Annotated in this window: 15 protein-coding genes; 11 read left to right on the top strand and 4 right to left on the bottom strand. The window is 56.7% G+C overall.

Features of this window, described 5'->3' with window-relative positions:
* Positions 1-17: 17 nt before the first annotated feature.
* Genes IE156_RS12365 through IE156_RS12355 form a run of 3 tightly spaced genes read right to left on the bottom strand, consistent with a single transcriptional unit; the run spans position 18 to position 3279 of the window.
* Positions 18-1439: a formimidoylglutamate deiminase gene (locus tag IE156_RS12365; RefSeq protein WP_189392823.1), complete on the bottom strand. Its 1422-nt coding sequence runs from the start codon at positions 1437-1439 to the stop codon at positions 18-20.
* Positions 1436-2665 carry an imidazolonepropionase gene (gene hutI, locus IE156_RS12360; protein WP_189392942.1) on the bottom strand — a complete coding sequence of 410 codons (1230 nt, stop codon included), beginning with the start codon at positions 2663-2665 and terminating at the stop codon, positions 1436-1438. The genes IE156_RS12365 and hutI overlap by 4 nt, the downstream gene beginning before the upstream one ends.
* 2 nt (positions 2666-2667) lie before the next feature.
* Positions 2668-3279, bottom strand: a complete 612-nt coding sequence (locus tag IE156_RS12355; protein ID WP_189392822.1) for a HutD/Ves family protein — start codon at positions 3277-3279, stop codon at positions 2668-2670.
* A gap of 295 nt (positions 3280-3574) precedes the next feature.
* Between IE156_RS12355 and IE156_RS12350 the strand changes: the two genes are divergently transcribed.
* The 11 genes from IE156_RS12350 to rpoH all read left to right on the top strand — a co-directional run bounded on the left by IE156_RS12350 (position 3575) and on the right by rpoH (position 15798).
* Complete coding sequence (locus IE156_RS12350) at positions 3575-4771, top strand: aminotransferase-like domain-containing protein (RefSeq protein ID WP_189392821.1); 1197 nt, start codon at positions 3575-3577, stop codon at positions 4769-4771.
* A gap of 211 nt (positions 4772-4982) precedes the next feature.
* Positions 4983-5924: a 4-hydroxybenzoate octaprenyltransferase gene (gene ubiA / locus IE156_RS12345; protein WP_189392820.1), complete on the top strand. Its 942-nt coding sequence runs from the start codon at positions 4983-4985 to the stop codon at positions 5922-5924.
* A gap of 46 nt (positions 5925-5970) precedes the next feature.
* Positions 5971-7230 (top strand): putative Na+/H+ antiporter, encoded by a 1260-nt coding sequence (locus IE156_RS12340; RefSeq protein WP_189392819.1) that lies wholly within the window; start codon positions 5971-5973, stop codon positions 7228-7230.
* A 202-nt stretch (positions 7231-7432) separates the two neighbouring features.
* Complete coding sequence (locus IE156_RS12335; RefSeq protein WP_189392818.1) at positions 7433-7696, top strand: FmdB family zinc ribbon protein; 264 nt, start codon at positions 7433-7435, stop codon at positions 7694-7696.
* An 11-nt stretch (positions 7697-7707) separates the two neighbouring features.
* Positions 7708-8367 (top strand): DUF502 domain-containing protein, encoded by a 660-nt coding sequence (locus IE156_RS12330; protein ID WP_189392817.1) that lies wholly within the window; start codon positions 7708-7710, stop codon positions 8365-8367.
* 42 nt (positions 8368-8409) lie between these two features.
* A complete protein-coding gene (aspS, locus tag IE156_RS12325; RefSeq protein WP_189392816.1) occupies positions 8410-10197 on the top strand; it encodes an aspartate--tRNA ligase in 1788 nt (595 codons plus the stop codon).
* Between the two features lie 18 nt (positions 10198-10215).
* The gene (locus IE156_RS12320; RefSeq protein ID WP_189392815.1) at positions 10216-11067 is read left to right on the top strand and encodes an endonuclease/exonuclease/phosphatase family protein; all 852 of its coding nucleotides are present in this window, start codon (positions 10216-10218) and stop codon (positions 11065-11067) included.
* 25 nt (positions 11068-11092) lie between these two features.
* Positions 11093-12334 (top strand): cardiolipin synthase ClsB, encoded by a 1242-nt coding sequence (gene clsB / locus IE156_RS12315; RefSeq protein ID WP_189392814.1) that lies wholly within the window; start codon positions 11093-11095, stop codon positions 12332-12334.
* Positions 12335-12486: 152 nt separating this feature from the next.
* Positions 12487-13593, top strand: a complete 1107-nt coding sequence (locus tag IE156_RS12310; protein ID WP_189392813.1) for an S-(hydroxymethyl)glutathione dehydrogenase/class III alcohol dehydrogenase — start codon at positions 12487-12489, stop codon at positions 13591-13593.
* 127 nt (positions 13594-13720) lie between these two features.
* Positions 13721-14614 (top strand): S-formylglutathione hydrolase, encoded by an 894-nt coding sequence (gene fghA, locus IE156_RS12305; RefSeq protein WP_189392812.1) that lies wholly within the window; start codon positions 13721-13723, stop codon positions 14612-14614.
* A 287-nt stretch (positions 14615-14901) separates the two neighbouring features.
* On the top strand, positions 14902-15798 hold the full coding sequence (gene rpoH, locus IE156_RS12300; RefSeq protein ID WP_189392811.1) for an RNA polymerase sigma factor RpoH: 897 nt from the start codon (positions 14902-14904) through the stop codon (positions 15796-15798).
* Between the two features lie 259 nt (positions 15799-16057).
* On the opposite strand, the gene IE156_RS12295 is transcribed toward rpoH, so the two are convergent.
* The gene (locus IE156_RS12295; RefSeq protein WP_189392810.1) at positions 16058-18109 is read right to left on the bottom strand and encodes a TonB-dependent copper receptor; all 2052 of its coding nucleotides are present in this window, start codon (positions 18107-18109) and stop codon (positions 16058-16060) included.
* Positions 18110-18115: the final 6 nt, after the last annotated feature.

Raw genomic sequence — 18115 nt, 5'->3', positions numbered from 1 at the left:
AATGGGTCTTTGGGGCTTTAGGTGCTGCTTAATAAACTGCTTAGCGTTTCTCGATAAGCGGCAAAGGCCGCTTCTTCCTGTGGATGATGGCCGTCCGTAATGCAGGCTGTTCCGCTGACGAATACATCCTGAATCGGGTTGGCGTGGGCGCGTTCCGAAAAGACCATGGCAGAGAGCCAATGTTGGCTATCCAGCCCCGCCAGATTGGGGTGTTCCAGATCAATCACCATCAAATCTGCCTGATAGCCGGGGCTTAGTTGCCCGCTGGCTCGTCCAGACGCCTGTGCGCCTCCGTGAACACAGATATCAAACAAGTGGTCCGCGACAAAAGGCTGTTTGGGCGATGCCAGCACATTCCGTTGCTGGCTGATCAATCGTTGACCATATTCCAGCAAGCGCAGCTCGGCGCGCCAGTCTACGCAGATATGGCTGTCCGAACCTATGCCCATACGTCCTTGCTCGGCCAGAAAGGCGGCGGCCGGGAACAGGCCATCGCCCAGATTGGCCTCGGTCGTCAGACACAAACCCGCAACCGCGCCACTGCGGGCAATTTGCTGGCGTTCCTGCTCGTCGATGTGGGTGGCGTGGATCAGGCACCAGCGTTCGTCCACATTGAAGTTGTCATACAGATAGGCCACAGGGCTGCTGCCTTTGAGTTGCTGGCAGGCCAGAACTTCGGCCATTTGTTCGGCAATGTGGATATGAATCGGGTGGCGCGAAGGCAGGCTGTGCAGGCCGTCGATCAGGGTGTTGATGGAACCGACACCGGTGGCTCGCAGAGAATGGGGTGCAACGCCGTAACGCCGGTCTACGTTCAGGGGGTGGCTGCTGTGCAGGGATTCCAGCAAGTACAGCAATTGCGTCGGGCTATTCAAAAAACGCTGCTGATCCTGCCGTGGGGTTTTGCCACCAAAATCGCTGTATTGGTACAGCACCGGCAGCATGGTAATGGCCAAGCCGCTGGCGCTGGCCGCATTCAGTACGCCTTGGGCCAGCCGGCCAATCGGGTCGTAGTTCTGGCCGTCACGCTGGTGGTGCAGGTAGTGAAATTCGCACACGCTGGTGTAACCCGCTTTCAGCATCTGTATATAGAGCCACTGGGCGATGGCGTACATATGCTCGGGTTCCAGACGGGCGGCGAAGCGGTACATCAGGTCGCGCCAACTCCAGAAGCTGTCCTGGCCTTGGCCCCGAAATTCAGTCAGCCCGGCCATAGCACTTTGAAAAGCGTGTGAATGGAGGTTGGGCATGCCGGGTAACACGGCGCCCTGTGTCTTGTGGATCTTACCCGCAGCGTCTATATCCTGTTGGCTGGCCTGGGGAAGAACATTCGTCAATGTGCCTTGCGGGTCCCAGCGCAGCAAAACATTGGCCTGCCATTGGCCGTCCAGATAGGCCCAGGGAGCCCACAGCGCTTCATAGTGCCGGGCAATGCTCATGATGATTCCTTACGCAGATCACGGCTGATTTTTCCTTGATACACGACTAGGGCGCAGCGTGGCAGGCCTAACCAATAGACCAGTTCGGGTAGGGATTCGATGTCCCAGGCAACAAAGTCGGCGCGTGCGCCTACGGTCAGCTCACCATTGATGTCCGGAGCACCCAGGGCTTGGGCGGCGTGACGGGTGACACCGGCCAGGGCTTCGGGCACGGTTAATTTGAAGAGCGTGCTGCCCATGTTCAGAATCAGCAGCAGGGATGCGCAGGGCGAGGTGCCGGGGTTGCTGTCCGTGGACAGGGCCATAGGCACGCCGTGCTTGCGCAGCAATTCGATAGGGGGGAGCCGGGTTTCGCGCAGGAAATAATACGCACCGGGAAGCAGCACCGCCACGGTCCCGGCTTTTTTCATGGCGATGATGCCGGCTTCATCTAGATACTCCAGATGATCGGTAGACAGGGCTTGATAACGTGCCGCTAGCTCCGTCCCACCCAGATTAGACAGCTGTTCGGCGTGCATTTTGACGGGTAGACCCAAGTCTTGAGCTGCTTTCAGAACGCGTTCGGATTGCTTCAAGTCAAAGGCAATACGTTCGCAAAAGACATCAACCGCGTCGATCAAGCCTTCTTGTGCCAGCGTGGGCAGCATTTGATCGCAGACCAGATCCAGGTAGGTATCGGTTTGCCCCGCAAATTCAGGGGGCAGGGCATGGGCACCTAAGAAGGTCGTGCGTACGGTGACGGGACGCAGTTCACCCAGGCGGCGGGCCACGCGCAGCATTTTGCGCTCGCTCTCCAGGTTCAGGCCATAGCCGGATTTGATTTCAATGGCGGTGACGCCTTCGTCCAGTAAGGCGTCCAGACGACGCAGCGCTTGGGCTAGTAATTGGTCTTCGTCCAAGGAGCGGGTGGCTTTGACGGACGACACAATGCCGCCACCTTGGCGGGCGATTTCTTCGTAGGATGCGCCTGCCAGTCGCAAGGCGAACTCTTGGGCGCGGTTATCGCCGTAAACCAGATGGGTGTGGCAATCAATCAGGCCGGGCGTCAACCAGCGATTTCCCAGCCTGTGTTCTTGAACTGGCTGCTGCCATTGGGCGGGTAGGGCATGGCGGGGGCCCATCCAGGCGATGCGGCCCGCCTGCTCGACCAGGCAAGCGTTCTCAATGACGTACTCGGGGTCGGCAGTAGGAGCCAAGCGTAATTCAGTCCAGAGTGTGTAGCTCATCATCAATTCGTTCCGTTAGGGGCGATATAGGCGTAGACCAGGACGGCATCAGCCGAGTCGGCTTGGACTTCCAGGTGCAGGGGGTGGGTGCTGCTGCCCGTCAGCGCTTGTTCGGCTTCCAAGGTCCAGCTCTGTGTGTCGGTCTGGAGGCGATAGCCTCCTTTTGGGGCGTACAGAAAGTGGGTGCCAGCGGCCAGTGTTGTGGTGGCGCTTCGTCCTTGCCATGCCTGCAAGCTGCCCTGGGCGCGGCCCCGGCGCAGCATCAGGTTCAGATCCCGAGTCGGGCCTTGCGGTAACAAACAGACCATAGGGTCTTCACCCGCAAAGGCATAGGGTTTGAAAGGATGTAGGAGATGTGTCCCTTCCCCCTGAGTCAGCGACATGCTCTCGCCTTCGATCAACATGATGTGCCGGTCTATGCCCGGAAAGCGGGAGAAATCGCCGGAAGTTTGCACATGGGCCAGGCTGATGCGCCAGTCAAAGCTCTCGTACCCCGACTTGGCCGGATGGCACAGCACCTCACGGGTGGTGCCACCACCATTTTTCCAGGCTTGCTCTGGGAGGCTGCTGATGTTCAGCAGGCGAAGCGAAGTGGCAGGGTGGGGCTGGCTCATGGTGGCATGGCTCCAGGTGTTTTTTTAATTGTATATACAATAGTTGAGTATAGACAAAGCACGACGATTGCCCGGGATGGCGAGTCGTTTTTTCAGGGTAAATCCCGAGCTGGAGCGGTTTGTCTACTTGCGCTGCAAGCCGCTTGGTGGCAAGGTATACGCTAATAAACCCGAGTTGTAATGCATTCAAAGGAGCAGGATGCCTGGATTTTCCGGCGTCCTGCGTTAATTGTTGCAAGCTATAAAGTTTGCATATGAAGTATTTAATCGTTCTTCTTCAGGACTTTCCCGCATCATGGATACCCTCTCGCAGTCTTTTACCTTTTCCCAACGTGCCCAGAAACTGAGTGGCTCCGCAATTCGTGAAATTCTCAAGGTCACTGCGCGTCCTGAGATTATTTCCTTTGCGGGCGGTCTGCCTACTCCAGTTGGCTTTCCTGTCGAGGAAATGCAAAGTGCGTTCAACAAGGTACTGAGCGAGCAGGGCCGAGTCGCCTTGCAATACACCACTACCGAAGGCTATTTGCCGTTGCGTCAATGGTTGGCCGATCAGATGAGCGCCGAAGGCGCCTCGGTTCACGCCGACGAAATCCTGCTGGTGAATGGTTCGCAGCAAGCGCTGGACATGCTGGGCAAGCTGTTTATCGACGAAGGCAGCAAGGTGCTGGTTGAATCGCCTACTTATCTGGGCGCTTTGCAGGCTTTGTCTGTTTACGATCCTGCTTTTGTGGCTATTCCTACCGATGACCAAGGCATGATTCCAGAGTACGTGTCCGCGCCTGAAGCCATGGGTGCCCGTCTGCTGTACGCATTGCCCAACTTCCAGAACCCCACCGGCTTGCGCCTGCCTTTGGAGCGTCGCCAGGACCTGGTGGAGCGATGTGCGGCTGCGCATATCCCCATTGTCGAGGACGATCCTTACGGCGAACTGCGCTATGCAGGCGAGCGTCTGCCTAGCTTGCTGTCTTTAGGTCGCAAGGCAGGTGCCACGGTTATCCGTCTGGGCACCTTCTCCAAGGTATTGGCTCCCGGCCTGCGTCTGGGTTACATCGTGGCTCCCGCCAAAATTATCGATAAGCTGGTGCAGATCAAGCAGGCCACGGACTTGCACACCTCTACCTTGACGCAGATGGCAGTTTACGAAGCCGTGCATAACGGTTTCCTGGACAAGCACCTGCCTAAAGTGCGCGATATCTACCAAAAGCAATGCGCCATCATGCTGGACGCGATGGACACGCATTTCCCGAACACGGCTAAGTGGACTCGCCCTGAAGGCGGCATGTTTATTTGGGTGACTTTGCCTAAGCACGTAAATGCTTCCGCTCTGTTGCAAAAAGCCATTGAGAATCTGGTGGCCTTTGTACCCGGCGAACCCTTCTACGCCGGTGACGATGTTCAGCACAACACCTTGCGTCTGAGCTTTGCGACCGTGCCCGAGGAAAAAATTCGCGAAGGCATCGCCATCTTGGGTAAACTCATCAAAGAAGCCTGATGGCTGTTTGGCAGACAATGGACGCAGGCTGATTGCTCTGCGTCTTTTCATGCGCTGGCTTGGCCAGCGCTGTGGTTTTCAGAGCAGCCCATTCAGCTCCGTTTACGTGACGAGCATGAGCAGGTTCCCGGAATCCACTGCATACCCTCTTGCAAGAGGGTATGCCTGTTTTCAGTCTATGGCCTGACGCCTGGATTTAGGTTTTACCTCTATGACATCTCCATCCGCTTCGGAATCTTCCCCGCGTCCTGATCTATCTGATATGCGCACCAATGATTGGGTGGCCCGCTATCTGCCCGCGTCTTGGGGACCGTATGCCCGTTTATGCCGGCTGGACCGGCCCGTAGGAACGTGGCTGACTCTGCTGCCCGCGCTTGCCGCTTTGGTGCAGGCGGCGGACGGCCTTCCCACCTTGTGGCGCGTGGTCATTTTCTCCCTGGGTGCCTTGTTGATGCGCGGTATTGGCTGCTGCTTTAATGATATGGCCGACCGCAATTTCGATCACCAGGTAGAGCGAACCCGCTTCCGACCCCTGACCAGTGGGCAGATCACCATGCGGCAGGCGGTTATTTTTGTGCTGGCACAGATTGCCGTGTGTGCCTTGCTGCTGCTGGCCATTAATGAATACAGCCGCTGGTTGGCGCTGGCGCTGTTTCCCGTGGTGATGATTTACCCCCTTTGCAAGCGCTTTACCTACTGGCCGCAAGTGGTGCTGGGTATTTGCTTTAACTGGGGCATGTTGATGGCCTGGTCCGATACGCAGAATATGGTGCCCGTCGGTGCCGTACTGATGTGGGTGGGGGCGATTTTGTGGCAGGTGGGCTATGACTCCATCTATGCCTATATCGATGTGGCTGACGATACCAAGCTGGGCCTGCACTCCACGGCCCTGCGTTTCCGCGAAGCAGGCAAAACCTGGATCAGCGGTTTTTACATTGCCGCCATGGCCTGCTGGCTGGTGGGCGGTTTCCTGCTGAACGAGCGGGTCTTGTATTACGTGGTGATGGCAGTTATTGCTCTTCATCTGCTGTGGCAGATGCGGCATTTTGATGTGCGCTATCCCGAACGAGGCCTGCGCCTTTTTCGTGCCAATATCTGGGTTGGGGTTTTGTTGGTGGTGGCCGCGTTGGCCGGCACGATCAGTTTGTCTTGATACGCATTCAAGCAATTTACGTAAAAAAGCTATAAAGGTTTGAAGAATGGCTTCTCCTCTTGAGTATGTTGCAACGGCGCTGTTTGCTATTGCCATCGTCCACACCTTCTCGGTTCCGGTGTTTGCACGCTTGGCCAATAAAGGAGGCAGCCATGCTGGGCTGTGGCATATGTTGTCCGAAGTCGAGGCCGTATTTGGCGTCTGGGCCTGTGTGCTGGTGGCCTATATGGCCGTTTTTGTTGACTTGAAGTCGGCGATTGAATATCTGGAAGGCCGCAACTTCACTGAACCCATGTTCGTGTTTGCGATCATGGTGGTTGCCGCCAGCCGCCCAATCCTGGAACTGGTGAACAATACCGTCTCCGTCCTGGCGCGTGCTCTGCCCATGTCGGACAAGATCTCTACCTACTTCATCACGATTTCAGTGGTGCCGTTGGCCGGCTCCCTGATTACCGAGCCTGCGGCCATGACTTTGGCGGCCTTGCTGCTACACAAAACCTACTTTCGTCATCAAGGCCATGCCGGTTTCAAGTATTTGACGGTGGGTGTTCTGTTTGTGAACGTCTCTATTGGGGGCGTGTTGACGGCCTATGCCGCGCCACCGGTCCTGATGGTGGCCAGCACGTTTGGCTGGGATACCGCCTATATGTCCACTCACTTTGGTTGGCGTGCTGTGCTGGCCGTGGTGATCAATGCCAGTCTGGTGACGTTTGTGTGCCGCAAAGCCTTGTTGGAAATGGGACAGGGCATGCCCGAATCCGGCCAAGTGCAGCGTGCGGTTCCTATTACCGTCATGGTGATTCACGTCGCCTTTTTGGTGGCGATTGTGCTCGGTGCGCATCACCCCATCGTGTTTATGGCTTTGCTGATGCTGTTTATCGGCTATGCACATTCCTACAAACACTATCAAAACCCCCTGTTGGTGCGCGAAGGCCTGATGGTCGGCTTCTTTCTGGCTGGTCTGGTGGTGCTGGGCGGCCTGCAGAAGTGGTGGCTGCAAGACTTGTTGGGCGGTTTGTCGCCTACCGTTCTGTTCTGGGGGGCAACGGCCCTGACAGCGGTGACCGACAACGCGGCGCTGACCTATCTGGGTTCTCTGGTCGAAGGCACGTCGGACATTTGGCGCTACATGCTGGTGGCCGGTGCAGTAACCGGCGGTGGCTTGACGGTGATTGCCAATGCGCCCAATCCGGCGGGTTTCTCCATTCTGAAAGGCAGCTTCCCGGATGGGGCTATTTCGCCCCTGCGTTTGTTGCTTAGTGCGGCGGTGCCAACCTTGATCGCAGCCTGCATGTTTTTGATCTAAACCGGGTGGCCGCCATGGGCGGCCTGTCTGGGCGGGGCGAAGTTCAGTGCGATTGAACGCCAAAAGGGCTAAAATCACGGCAGAAGCGCCCCTGGATACCCGTTGTGGGTGCTGGTTTCGCGGAGCCCTGGCTTGATTTAGCCAGTTCTGGCCCCACTATTTTTATCTCGAATTTTGTTTCGGCTTTTTGTTAGGATGAGTCGTGCCTATCTATGCGTATAAATGCAGCTCGTGCCAATACGAAAAAGATGTGCTGCAAAAAATGTCGGACCCTCTTTTAGAGGTTTGCCCAGAATGTAAGCAGTCTACCTTTACCAAACAGGTAACGGCAGCAGGGTTCCAGCTCAAAGGTACGGGCTGGTACGTAACGGATTTCCGTAACCAGGGTGGCAGCAAGCCTGCGGACAGTGGCACAGCGTCCACGCCCGCAGCACCGGCAACGCCTACCTCCTCATCGTCCAGCTAACACCACTTCTTATGCGCCCCTTCAAGCGTTATTTCGTCACTGGCCTGCTCATCTGGGTGCCCTTGGTCATCACCGTCTGGGTGATGACCTTGCTGATCGAAACGCTGGAGAGCGTGGTGCCGGAGTTTCTGTCCTCGCAGGCCCTGTTTGGCTTGCGTATCCCCGGCTTTAGAATTGTGCTGGTGCTGGCGGTCTTGTTTGGCACGGGTTTACTGGCAGCCAATTACCTGGGCCGCGCGGTCGTGGATCGTTGGGAATTGCTACTTGGGCGTATTCCTTTGGTGCGTTCCATTTATAATTCGGTCAAGCAAGTCAGTGATACGGTGTTGGCGCCCGATGGTCAGGCGTTTCGCGAGGCCGTCCTGGTGCAGTATCCCAGGGCCGGTTCCTGGACCATTGCCTTTTTAACGGGCACGCCGGGCGGACAAGTGGCGCAGATCCTGGGCGACGACTTTGTCAGCGTCTACGTTCCCACCACGCCTAACCCGACGTCCGGTTTTTTTCTGATGATGCCTCGGGCCGATGTTCACAAGCTCGACATGACCGTGGATGCGGCGCTTAAATACATCGTCTCCATGGGTGTGGTTGGCCCGACAGAGCCGATCGCTTTGCCCCCTGTTTCTGACCAGCCGGAAGGGCCCGATGGGGCGCCTCCCTTGGCTGGAACCTGAATTTTCCAATTTGCAGTTTTTACTATTTCGGAGTCATCCTAGATGCGTACGTGTTATACCGGCGAGGTTTCCAAAGAATACCTGGGCCAGACGGTCAATTTGTTTGGCTGGGTACATCGTCGCCGCGACCACGGGGGTGTGATTTTCATTGATCTGCGCGACCGTGAGGGTCTGGCGCAGGTTGTCGTCAACCCCGACAACGTGCAGGCCTTTGAAGTGGCCGAACGTATCCGTAATGAGTACTGCCTGCGCATCACTGGTCGCGTCCAGGCTCGTCCTGACGGCACGATCAATCCTGATCTGCGTTCGGGCGAGATCGAAATCGTTTGTGACGAAATCGAAATCCTGAACGCATCGGTCACCCCCGCATTCCAGCTGGATGACGATAATCTGTCTGAAACCACGCGTCTGACGCACCGTGTTCTGGATTTGCGCCGTCCGCAAATGCAAAACAACCTGATGCTGCGCTACAAAGTGGCCATGCAGTCCCGTCGCTATCTGGATGACCTGGGTTTCATCGATATTGAAACCCCCATGCTGACCAAGAGTACCCCTGAAGGCGCTCGCGACTACCTGGTGCCTTCGCGTGTAAACGCAGGTGAATTCTTCGCACTGCCGCAGTCGCCCCAGTTGTTCAAGCAAATGCTGATGGTGTCCGGTTTTGACCGTTACTACCAGATTACCAAGTGCTTCCGCGACGAAGACTTGCGCGCTGACCGCCAGCCTGAATTCACCCAGATCGACTGCGAAACCTCCTTCCTGAACGAAGAACAGATTCGCGACATCTTTGAAGGCATGGTTGCGCACATTTTCCGCACGGTGCAAAACGTTGAACTGCCCAAGTTCCCCACCATGAGCTGGACCGAAGCCATGCTGCGCTACGGTTCGGACAAGCCTGACCTGCGTGTCAAGCTGGAGTTCGTGGATGTGGCTGACTTGATGCGTGAAGTGGACTTCAAGGTGTTCTCCGCACCCGCAAACGACCCAGCCTGCCGCGTGGTGGCGTTGCGCGTTCCTGGTGGTGGCGCTATGCCCCGCAGCGAAATCGATGCCTACACCAAGTTCGTCGGTATCTACGGTGCCAAGGGTCTGGCTTACATCAAAGTTAACGATGTGACGGCTATCCCTGAAGGCCTGCAGTCGCCCATCGTCAAGAACATCAATGTGGACGTGCTCAAGCAAGTCATGGAGCGCACCGGCGCCCAGAACGGCGACCTGATCTTCTTTGGCGCGGACAAGGCCAAGATCGTCAATGACGCGATTGGTGCACTGCGCATTAAAATCGGCCACAGCGAATTCGGTAAAGAAAACGGCTTGTTCGAAGCGGGTTGGAAACCCCTGTGGGTGGTGGACTTCCCCATGTTCGAGTACGACGAAGGCGAAAACCGTTACTTTGCCGCTCACCATCCGTTCACCAGCCCCAAAGATGGTCACGAAGACTTGCTGGAAACAGATCCCGGCAAAGCCTTCGCCAAGGCCTACGATATGGTGCTGAACGGTTGGGAAGTGGGTGGCGGCTCGGTCCGTATTCACCGTGCCGAGATTCAGAGCAAAGTGTTCAACGCCCTGAATATTGGTCCTGAAGAAGCTCAGCTGAAGTTTGGCTTCCTGCTGGATGCACTGCAGTACGGTGCGCCTCCACACGGTGGTCTGGCTATGGGTCTGGATCGTCTGGTCACCTTGATGGCTGGTGCTGATTCGATCCGTGACGTGATTGCTTTCCCCAAGACACAGCGTGCTCAGTGTCTGCTCACCCAGGCCCCATCGGCTGTGGACGAGCAGCAACTGCGTGAGTTGCATATTCGTCTGCGGGCTGTTGAAAACAAGTAAGTCAGATCGGGAGACAGCGTGTCAGTGATTCGGGTAGTTAGCTACAACATTCACAAAGGCCGCTCGGCTTCGGGTAAACGGGAGTCCTTGGCGGATTTACGCCTGGGACTTTACGGACTGTCTCCTGACCTGTTGTTTTTGCAGGAAGTGCAGGGGCGTAACCAGCTGCAAAGCAGTCTGGACGCCCAGCACGAATCCCTGGCCGCTGCCTTGCGCATGAATACGGCCTACGGATGCAATGTGGTTCGTCCTCATACGGATCACGGCAATGCGCTTTTGTCGCGCTTTCCCATTCTGCAGTACGAAAACCAGGATATTTCCGACCATCGTATGGAACAGCGCGGTTTGCTCCATGCGATTGTGGATGTCGGTGGCCGCCCGGTGCATTGCATTGTGGTCCACCTGGGCCTGTTCAATGGGGGACGTGTTCGCCAGATTCAGGCCTTGCTCGATCGCATCAAGCGCATCGTCCCGGCGGACGAGCCTTTGCTGATCGCAGGCGACTTCAACGACTGGAATAACCGTCTGGCGCCCATTTTTGTGCAGCAATTGAACCTGTACGAAGTGTTTTCCTTTTCGCCTCGTGGTCAGGCTGATAAGCGTTTCCGGCTGCGCCAGCCCATCCAGTGGCTGCGTACCATGCGTAAAAGCGGGCTGGTGGTGCCTGAACAAGGTATCCAGCTTGGCGTGAACGGGGCCGCGCGTATGACGCCACCTCCTCGGACCTTCCCGGCAGCGTTCCCCTGGTTACGGTTGGACCGTGTTTACCAGCGTGGCTTTGCAGTGCGTAATGCCCGTGTGCTGGTGGGTGAGCCCTGGAAGCAATTGTCCGACCATGCTCCTATCCTGACTGAGCTGGAGCTACCCTAAGGGGGAGCGCCTAGGCCTAGCAAGCATGCCGAGTCTGAAGCGCGATCCACATTGGCACGAAGGTAATCAAATCACCTTGCTGCAAAATGGCCAGGAATTCTTTCCGGCCATTTGTGCGGCTATCGATCAGGCACAGAAACGCCTGCATCTGGAAACCTATATCTTCAACCTGGATGACAGCGGGCACAGTGTTCTGGACGCCTTGCGGCGAGCCTGCGAGCGCGGTGTGCGGGTGCGTGTGGTGGTGGATGGCTTTGGCAGCGATGTACACGCCTTGCAGATTGCCGAGCAGTTAAAGGCGATGCGCGCCCGCTACCGGATTTATCGTCCCAAACCCCAGGGCTGGCGCGAACCGCGTCTGTCCTTACGACGCCTGCGTAGATTGCACCGAAAAATGTTGGTAGTTGATGAGCGCGTGGGTTTTGTTGGCGGCATCAATATCCTGGACGACTTTGACGATGTGCCTTTGGTCAACGGTGAGGGGAAACCGCGCTTTGATTTCGCCGTACGTTGCGAAGGGCCGATTGTGGATGATATGGTTCGTGCCCAGCAGGCCTTATGGCTGCGTATGGCTTGGCGGCGACGCCAGGACTGGGACAGTTTTACGCAACGCTTCACTACCTGGCGTGAATGGCGCAAGCGGCGGCAGGCACGCAAGCAGGCACAACAGGCCGGTCAGGTATTTGAAGGCATACGGGCAAGTTTGTTGCTGCGGGATAATGTGCGCCATCGTCAGCAAATCGAGCAGGCCTATCTGCATTTGCTGTGCAAGGCGCAAGAGCAAGTCATCTTGGCCAATGCCTATTTCTTTCCAGGTCGCACCTTGCGACGGCGTATTGAACAGGCGGCTGAGCGCGGCGTACGGGTGCGCTTGTTGCTGCAAGGTCATGCCGAGTACTTCTTGCAGTACCGGGCCTGTCGATTCATGTATGGGAAATTGCTGGATCATGGCATTGAGCTGTACGAGTACAAGGCCAGTTACTTGCACGCCAAAGTAGCGGTGATCGATGACTATTCCATGGTCGGTTCATCCAACCTGGATCCTTTTAGCCTGTTGCTGGCACGTGAGGCCAATGTCCTGATTCAGGACGCGCCCTTTACCCAGAACCTGCAGGCCAAGCTGGAATACGAAATTGAGCACAATGCCACGCGGGTTAATCAGGAGCAGTATCAGCGCCTGGGCCTGTTCAGTCGGCTGGGCGATTATCTGGCCTATGGTATGTTGCGCCTGGGCGTGCTGTTAACGGGTAAATCGTCCTTGTATTGAGGCCCGTCGGGTGCTGTATGGCCGTCTTTATCCATACAAGATGCAGACAGCCCGGCAGCGCCTTATAAAATACTCTCTATACTTTAAGAGTTTGGTCCCGAAGGACCGAGTTTGCTGTAACCATAATTACTTTTACCCGGAGGGTGGACCACATGAAAACACGTGCAGCTGTTGCCTGGAAAGCGGGCGCTCCGCTAACGATTGAAGAGGTCGATCTGGCAGGTCCCCAAGCGGGCGAAGTGCTGGTCGAAATCAAGGCGACGGGCATTTGCCATACCGATTACTACACCCTGTCTGGCGCTGATCCAGAAGGTTTGTTCCCTGCCATTCTGGGCCATGAAGGCGCAGGCGTGGTGCTGGATGTGGGTGCGGGCGTGACCAGCCTGCGTCCCGGTGATCACGTGATCCCTTTGTACACACCCGAGTGTCGGCAGTGCAAATCCTGCCTGTCGCGCAAGACCAACCTGTGTACCGCCATTCGCTCTACCCAGGGCAAGGGCTTGATGCCGGACGGCACGTCGCGCTTTTCCATTGGCGGCAAGCCTGTGCACCATTACATGGGCACATCGACTTTCGCCAACCACATCGTGGTGCCGGAAATTGCCTTGGCCAAGATTCGTAGCGACGCGCCTTTCGATAAGGTTTGTTATATCGGCTGTGGCGTCACTACAGGTCTGGGCGCTGTGCTGTTTACAGCCAAGGTGGAAGCGGGTGCCAACGTGGTGGTGTTCGGTCTGGGCGGCATCGGCCTGAACGTGATCCAGGGTGCCAAGATGGTTGGCGCTGGCAAGATCATTGGCGTGGATATCAACCCCGAGCGCCAGGCCATGGCTCGCCAGTTCGGCATGACCGACTTTGTGAACCCCAATGAAGTTGAAAACGTGGTCGACCACATCATTCAACTGACAGACGGCGGTGCGGATTACTCCTTTGAATGTATCGGCAACACCAAGGTGATGCGTCAGGCGCTGGAGTGCTGCCACCGTGGTTGGGGCCAGTCCATCATTATTGGTGTGGCTGAAGCCGGTGCAGAAATCTCCACTCGTCCGTTCCAGCTGGTAACGGGGCGCGAATGGAAGGGTTCCGCCTTTGGTGGCGCCCGTGGCCGTACTGACGTACCGACGATTGTGGATTGGTACATGGATGGCAAGATCAACATCGACGATCTGATCACCCACACCTTGCCGTTGGAGCGCATCAACGAAGGGTTTGATCTGATGAATGCAGGCAAATCCATCCGTTCGGTGGTGATGTACTAATAGAGGTTGTTTAAAGAGGCGCAGGCAGTGGCCTGTGCCCTTTATCCCGGCTCCAAAGCCAGCGTGCCACTGTTTGATGTGTCATCAGGCTTTGGGTCGGATCTGCAATTGAAAACAAGAGGGGGCTATGGCTCAGACACTGGAACTGCTCAACGAACACCGCTGTTTTGATGGTTGGCAGCGCTATTACCAACACGCTTCGCAGACAATTGGCCTGCCCATGCGTTTTTCTGTGTACATGCCGCCGCAATTGCAGGCCAGCGCGCAGAAGGGTGCCGCCAGTTTGGCAGAAGCCATTGGCCAAGGCCGCGTGCCTGTGCTGTTTTTCCTGGCAGGTCTAACCTGCACCGAAGAAACTTTCATGATCAAGGCTGCTGCCCAGCGTTACGCTGCCGAGCACGGCATCATGCTGGTCACCCCTGACACCAGCCCGCGTGGCGCCGGTGTGGAAGGGGAGGATGAGGGCTGGGATCTGGGAACCGGTGCCGGTTTCTACCTGGATGCCACCCAGCCCGGCTGGAGCCAGCACTACCGCATGGAAAGTTATGTGAGCCAGGAGCTGTTTGATCTGGTCACTACCATCCTGCCTGGTGATGCCAGCCGTGTCGGTATTTTTGGTCACTCTATGGGTGGCCATGGTGCCTTGACTCTGGCGCTGCGTCATCCCGGCAAATACCGTTCTGTTTCTGCCTTTGCACCCATTGCCGCGCCAACACGCTGCCCCTGGGGTGAAAAAGCCTTTGGCGCTTATCTGGGCCAGAATCGTCAAGCCTGGGAGCAGCATGACGCCAGTGCCTTGATGGCCAAGGCCAGCACGCCGTATCCCGCCGGTATTTTGGTGGACCAGGGTTTGAGCGACGGTTTTTTGGCCGAACAACTGTATCCGGAAGTATTTGAGCAGGCTTGCGAGCAGGCTAAACAGCCTTTGACCTTGCGCCGTCACGAAGGCTATGACCACGGCTACTACTTCATCTCGACCTTTATTCAGGACCATCTGAACTTTCACGCCGAGCGGCTGTGATCGCTGGATAAACAAGGTCGCACTTTGTTATTTTTCGGTGGGCAAGAAGGCGTTACGCTCAGTCAGCCACGGTTTTTTACCTGTTTGTGGTGTTCTGCCCACCGATTTGTCGCTGTTTTCTCTATAGCAGTGAACTTTTTCTTGCTGCGACGCTCTTATTCCTGTATTCGAAATTTTTAGCACTCCAGAGCATCGAGTGCTAAACTCAATGATTGTTGAAATACGTTTTGTACGGTTTGAGGGCCTTGTGTTTGTGCTCTCGCCGGCTGACTTTTGAAGGATTTTCCATGACACAACAAGCGAACGCTTTGGCCCTGACGTCTGGTAATGATCTGGTCGCCGCCGTGTCTAATCCAGGCGCACTGGGGACGATCGAAGCGTATATTTCTGCTGTTAACCGCCTGCCCATGCTCAGCGCTGAACGCGAAACTGAGTTGGGCCAGCGCCTGCGCGACCAGGATGACCTGGACGCTGCGCGTGAACTGATTTTGTCGCACCTGCGTCTGGTGGTCTCCATTGCCCGCCAGTACTTGGGCTATGGCTTGCCCCACGCCGACCTGATCCAGGAAGGTAATGTGGGCTTGATGAAGGCCGTCAAACGGTTTGACCCCGAGCGTGGTGTCCGTCTGGTGTCCTTTGCTGTGCACTGGATCAAGGCCGAAATTCACGAATACGTGGTCCGTAACTGGCGCATGGTCAAAGTGGCCACGACCAAGGCCCAACGCAAACTGTTTTTTAACCTGCGTCGCATGCGTCCGGACGGTCAAACACTGGACACTGCGCAAGTCGATGCCATTGCACGTGAACTCGATGTGCGTCCGCAGGACGTCAGCGAGATGGAAGTGCGGCTGTCTGGCCATGATATGGCCCTGGAAGCCCCTACCAACGACGACGATGAGCATTTCGCGCCTATTTCCTACTTGTCCGATGAAGGACAGGAGGAGCCCACACGCGTGCTGGAACGCCGTGCTCAGGACATGCTGGAAGGCAGTGGCCTGGAAGAAGCCATCGACACCTTGGACGAGCGCTCGCAGCGCATTGTGCGCGCCCGCTGGTTGCAGGACGAGGGTGGTGCCACGCTGCACGATCTGGCTGCCGAATTTGGCGTGTCGGCAGAGCGTATCCGTCAAATCGAAGTGGCGGCATTCAAGAAGTTGCGCGTCGCTTTGGCGGGCGCGGTCTAAGCCGTTTTAAAGAGTTACAAGTTTTCAGGGAATTCGTAGAACTTAAGCTGATCTGCGCGGACTAAACAATACATCTGCTGATTTTTGCCACCTATGCAAATCGGCATTTGCGCATCCGCTTCGGCTTCTCCTCTTCCCCTCCCTTTTGAAGCGGATGTTTATGGGACACCAGCTAGGTGTCCCTTTTTTTTGCTCTGATTTTTTGTGTTAGTTTTCGCTGCCGAGTCGGCCAGACCTGAGCAGCGCGAAAACGAAATGATCAGAAGGACAAAGCGGCTCGCAGCCAGACGGTGCGACCGGGGTCATTAAAGCGGGTAGCCGCGCCAAAACCAAACCCACTATTCCCGGCCAGATTCAGGTGCTCACCGTAGGTTTTGTCGAACACATTGTCCACACCCGCCGTCAGGGACAGATTACGGTTGATTTTGTAGCCGCCATACAGCGACAGGGTACCAAACCCACCGGTAGGCCCAAAGTCGTAGCCCACCACATTGCCCTGTCCTTTAGCGTAGCGATTCTGCTTGGCGACCAGGCGCCATACCCCTCCTGCTGACCAGGGACCTTGCACATAGTCCGCCGTCAGACGCAGATCCAGCGGTGGCATTTGTGGCAGAGCGCGGCTGTCGGTGCTGTTGCGGCCCCAGGCATAGGCCAGGCTGCTTCCCAGCGTCCAGTTGGAATTCACCTTCCAGTCCGCACCCAGTTCGCCACCCATAATGCGGGCATTAACGTTACGAGCCTGGGTTTTGGTGCCCATCATGCCGCCGGGCAGGTAATCAAACAAAATGTAGTCCTGAATCTGGCCGATATAGGCGGAAGCCCAGGCAGAGACGGTTTCAGTTTTGTACTGCGCCCCAAAATCCAGCTGTGTTGTCTTTTCGGGTTGAACGCCCAGGAAAGCGCTGGCACTGCCTTGCGGACCGCTGGCTGGGGAAATCATCTCCCAGTAATCGGGCATGCGCTGTACGTGGCCGACACCGGCATACAGACTCAAGGGCAGGGACTCCAAATCATGCTCGATACGTAGGAAGGCGCTGGGCAGGGTTTCCTTGCGGCGTTCATTGGCACCGGGGTTGGGCATGCTCATCATGCTGCTGCCCAGGCTGGGACGCAGGTCACGCGCCGTGGCTTTGTCCAGACGAGCTCCGCCAATCAGGCGGCTGGAGTCATTCAAATCCCAACGGGCTTCGGTAAAGATACCGATATTGTCGAACTCGGCATCTTTTACCCAATCCTGGTCGCGGTAGTTCTGCATCCCCATGCCACTGCGCTTGCGATGGCGGCTGCGCATGGCATCCACACCCGTGGTCAGCGTCAGGTCGTCGCTCAAGGCCCAGTCCATGCTCAGGCGGCCACCCCAGGTCAGGCGATCGACATTGGAAGCCATGGGCATGGACATGCCGCCACCAGGCTTGAACGGGCGCAGCTCGTAGTTGTCCATAACGTGATCGGCGTAGTTGTAGTACAGCTGGGCTTCTACATTACGCAGCACACCTTCGTGCATATCTTTCTGGAAACGCAGGCCCAGGGTCTCGCGTTTGAATTGAGTACCGTCCATACCGCGACCGGCATAGCGGGCATAGCCGTCGCCCGTGCCTGCGCTTAATTCCAGTACGGTGTCAGGATCGGGGGTCAGGCCAATGGCCACATCCGTATTCCATTTCTTCCAGCGCGAAGGCACACGCTCCCCATCACCATCCTTATAGTCTTGAGCACGGTCTTGATTGGCAGTCAGGCGGGCATAGTAGGATTCGTTCCCAGCCGTAAAGTCCACATTCCCCGCGTGACGACCCGCCGAGCCGCCCAAAATACTGGCCTCCAAGGTGGCGTCTTTCTCCGTGAAACCAGGAGGCTTACGCTCGAAACGCACCGTTCCGGCGGAAGCCCCCGGCCCCCAACGCACGCTTTGCGGGCCTTTGATAATGGTCAGCTCATCAAAGGATTGGGGTGAAATATACGAGCTGGGCGCATCCATGCGGGACGGGCAGGCACCGGGCATGGAACTGCCGTTGGTCAGTACCGCCAGACGCGAGCCAAACATGCCACGCAGTACCGGGTCGCCATTGCTGCCGCCATTACGGATGGCCGCAAAGCCGGGAATGGTCTTCAGGTAATCCGTGCCGTCGCTGGCAGGCAAGGGCAAGCGGGGCAGCTTGGGATTGGTGGTGAACTGCAGGGGGGATTCAGGCGCAACACCTGTCACCACAATGGGGCTGAGCTGTTCAATAACCGTGGCTTGAGCCAGGGCTGCGGCGGGTAGGCAGGCCAGAACACCGGCGCTGATCAGGCCGGGGCTTAACATTTTCTTCATGACTAA

It is taken from the genome of Alcaligenes pakistanensis, assembly GCF_014652815.1.
Lineage (GTDB): Bacteria > Pseudomonadota > Gammaproteobacteria > Burkholderiales > Burkholderiaceae_B > Alcaligenes > Alcaligenes pakistanensis.
This window is presented reverse-complemented; position numbering and strand designations above follow the sequence as displayed.

Coding starts and splice junctions, on each gene's coding strand:
- hutI (WP_189392942.1), bottom strand. CDS start 2,665: ATGAGCTACACACTCTGGACTGAATTACGCTTGGCTCCTACTGCCGAC.
- IE156_RS12355 (WP_189392822.1), bottom strand. CDS start 3,279: ATGAGCCAGCCCCACCCTGCCACTTCGCTTCGCCTGCTGAACATCAGC.
- fghA (WP_189392812.1), top strand. CDS start 13,721: ATGGCTCAGACACTGGAACTGCTCAACGAACACCGCTGTTTTGATGGT.
- ubiA (WP_189392820.1), top strand. CDS start 4,983: ATGACATCTCCATCCGCTTCGGAATCTTCCCCGCGTCCTGATCTATCT.
- IE156_RS12350 (WP_189392821.1), top strand. CDS start 3,575: ATGGATACCCTCTCGCAGTCTTTTACCTTTTCCCAACGTGCCCAGAAA.
- IE156_RS12340 (WP_189392819.1), top strand. CDS start 5,971: ATGGCTTCTCCTCTTGAGTATGTTGCAACGGCGCTGTTTGCTATTGCC.
- IE156_RS12330 (WP_189392817.1), top strand. CDS start 7,708: ATGCGCCCCTTCAAGCGTTATTTCGTCACTGGCCTGCTCATCTGGGTG.
- aspS (WP_189392816.1), top strand. CDS start 8,410: ATGCGTACGTGTTATACCGGCGAGGTTTCCAAAGAATACCTGGGCCAG.
- clsB (WP_189392814.1), top strand. CDS start 11,093: ATGCCGAGTCTGAAGCGCGATCCACATTGGCACGAAGGTAATCAAATC.
- IE156_RS12365 (WP_189392823.1), bottom strand. CDS start 1,439: ATGAGCATTGCCCGGCACTATGAAGCGCTGTGGGCTCCCTGGGCCTAT.
- IE156_RS12310 (WP_189392813.1), top strand. CDS start 12,487: ATGAAAACACGTGCAGCTGTTGCCTGGAAAGCGGGCGCTCCGCTAACG.
- IE156_RS12295 (WP_189392810.1), bottom strand. CDS start 18,109: ATGAAGAAAATGTTAAGCCCCGGCCTGATCAGCGCCGGTGTTCTGGCC.
- rpoH (WP_189392811.1), top strand. CDS start 14,902: ATGACACAACAAGCGAACGCTTTGGCCCTGACGTCTGGTAATGATCTG.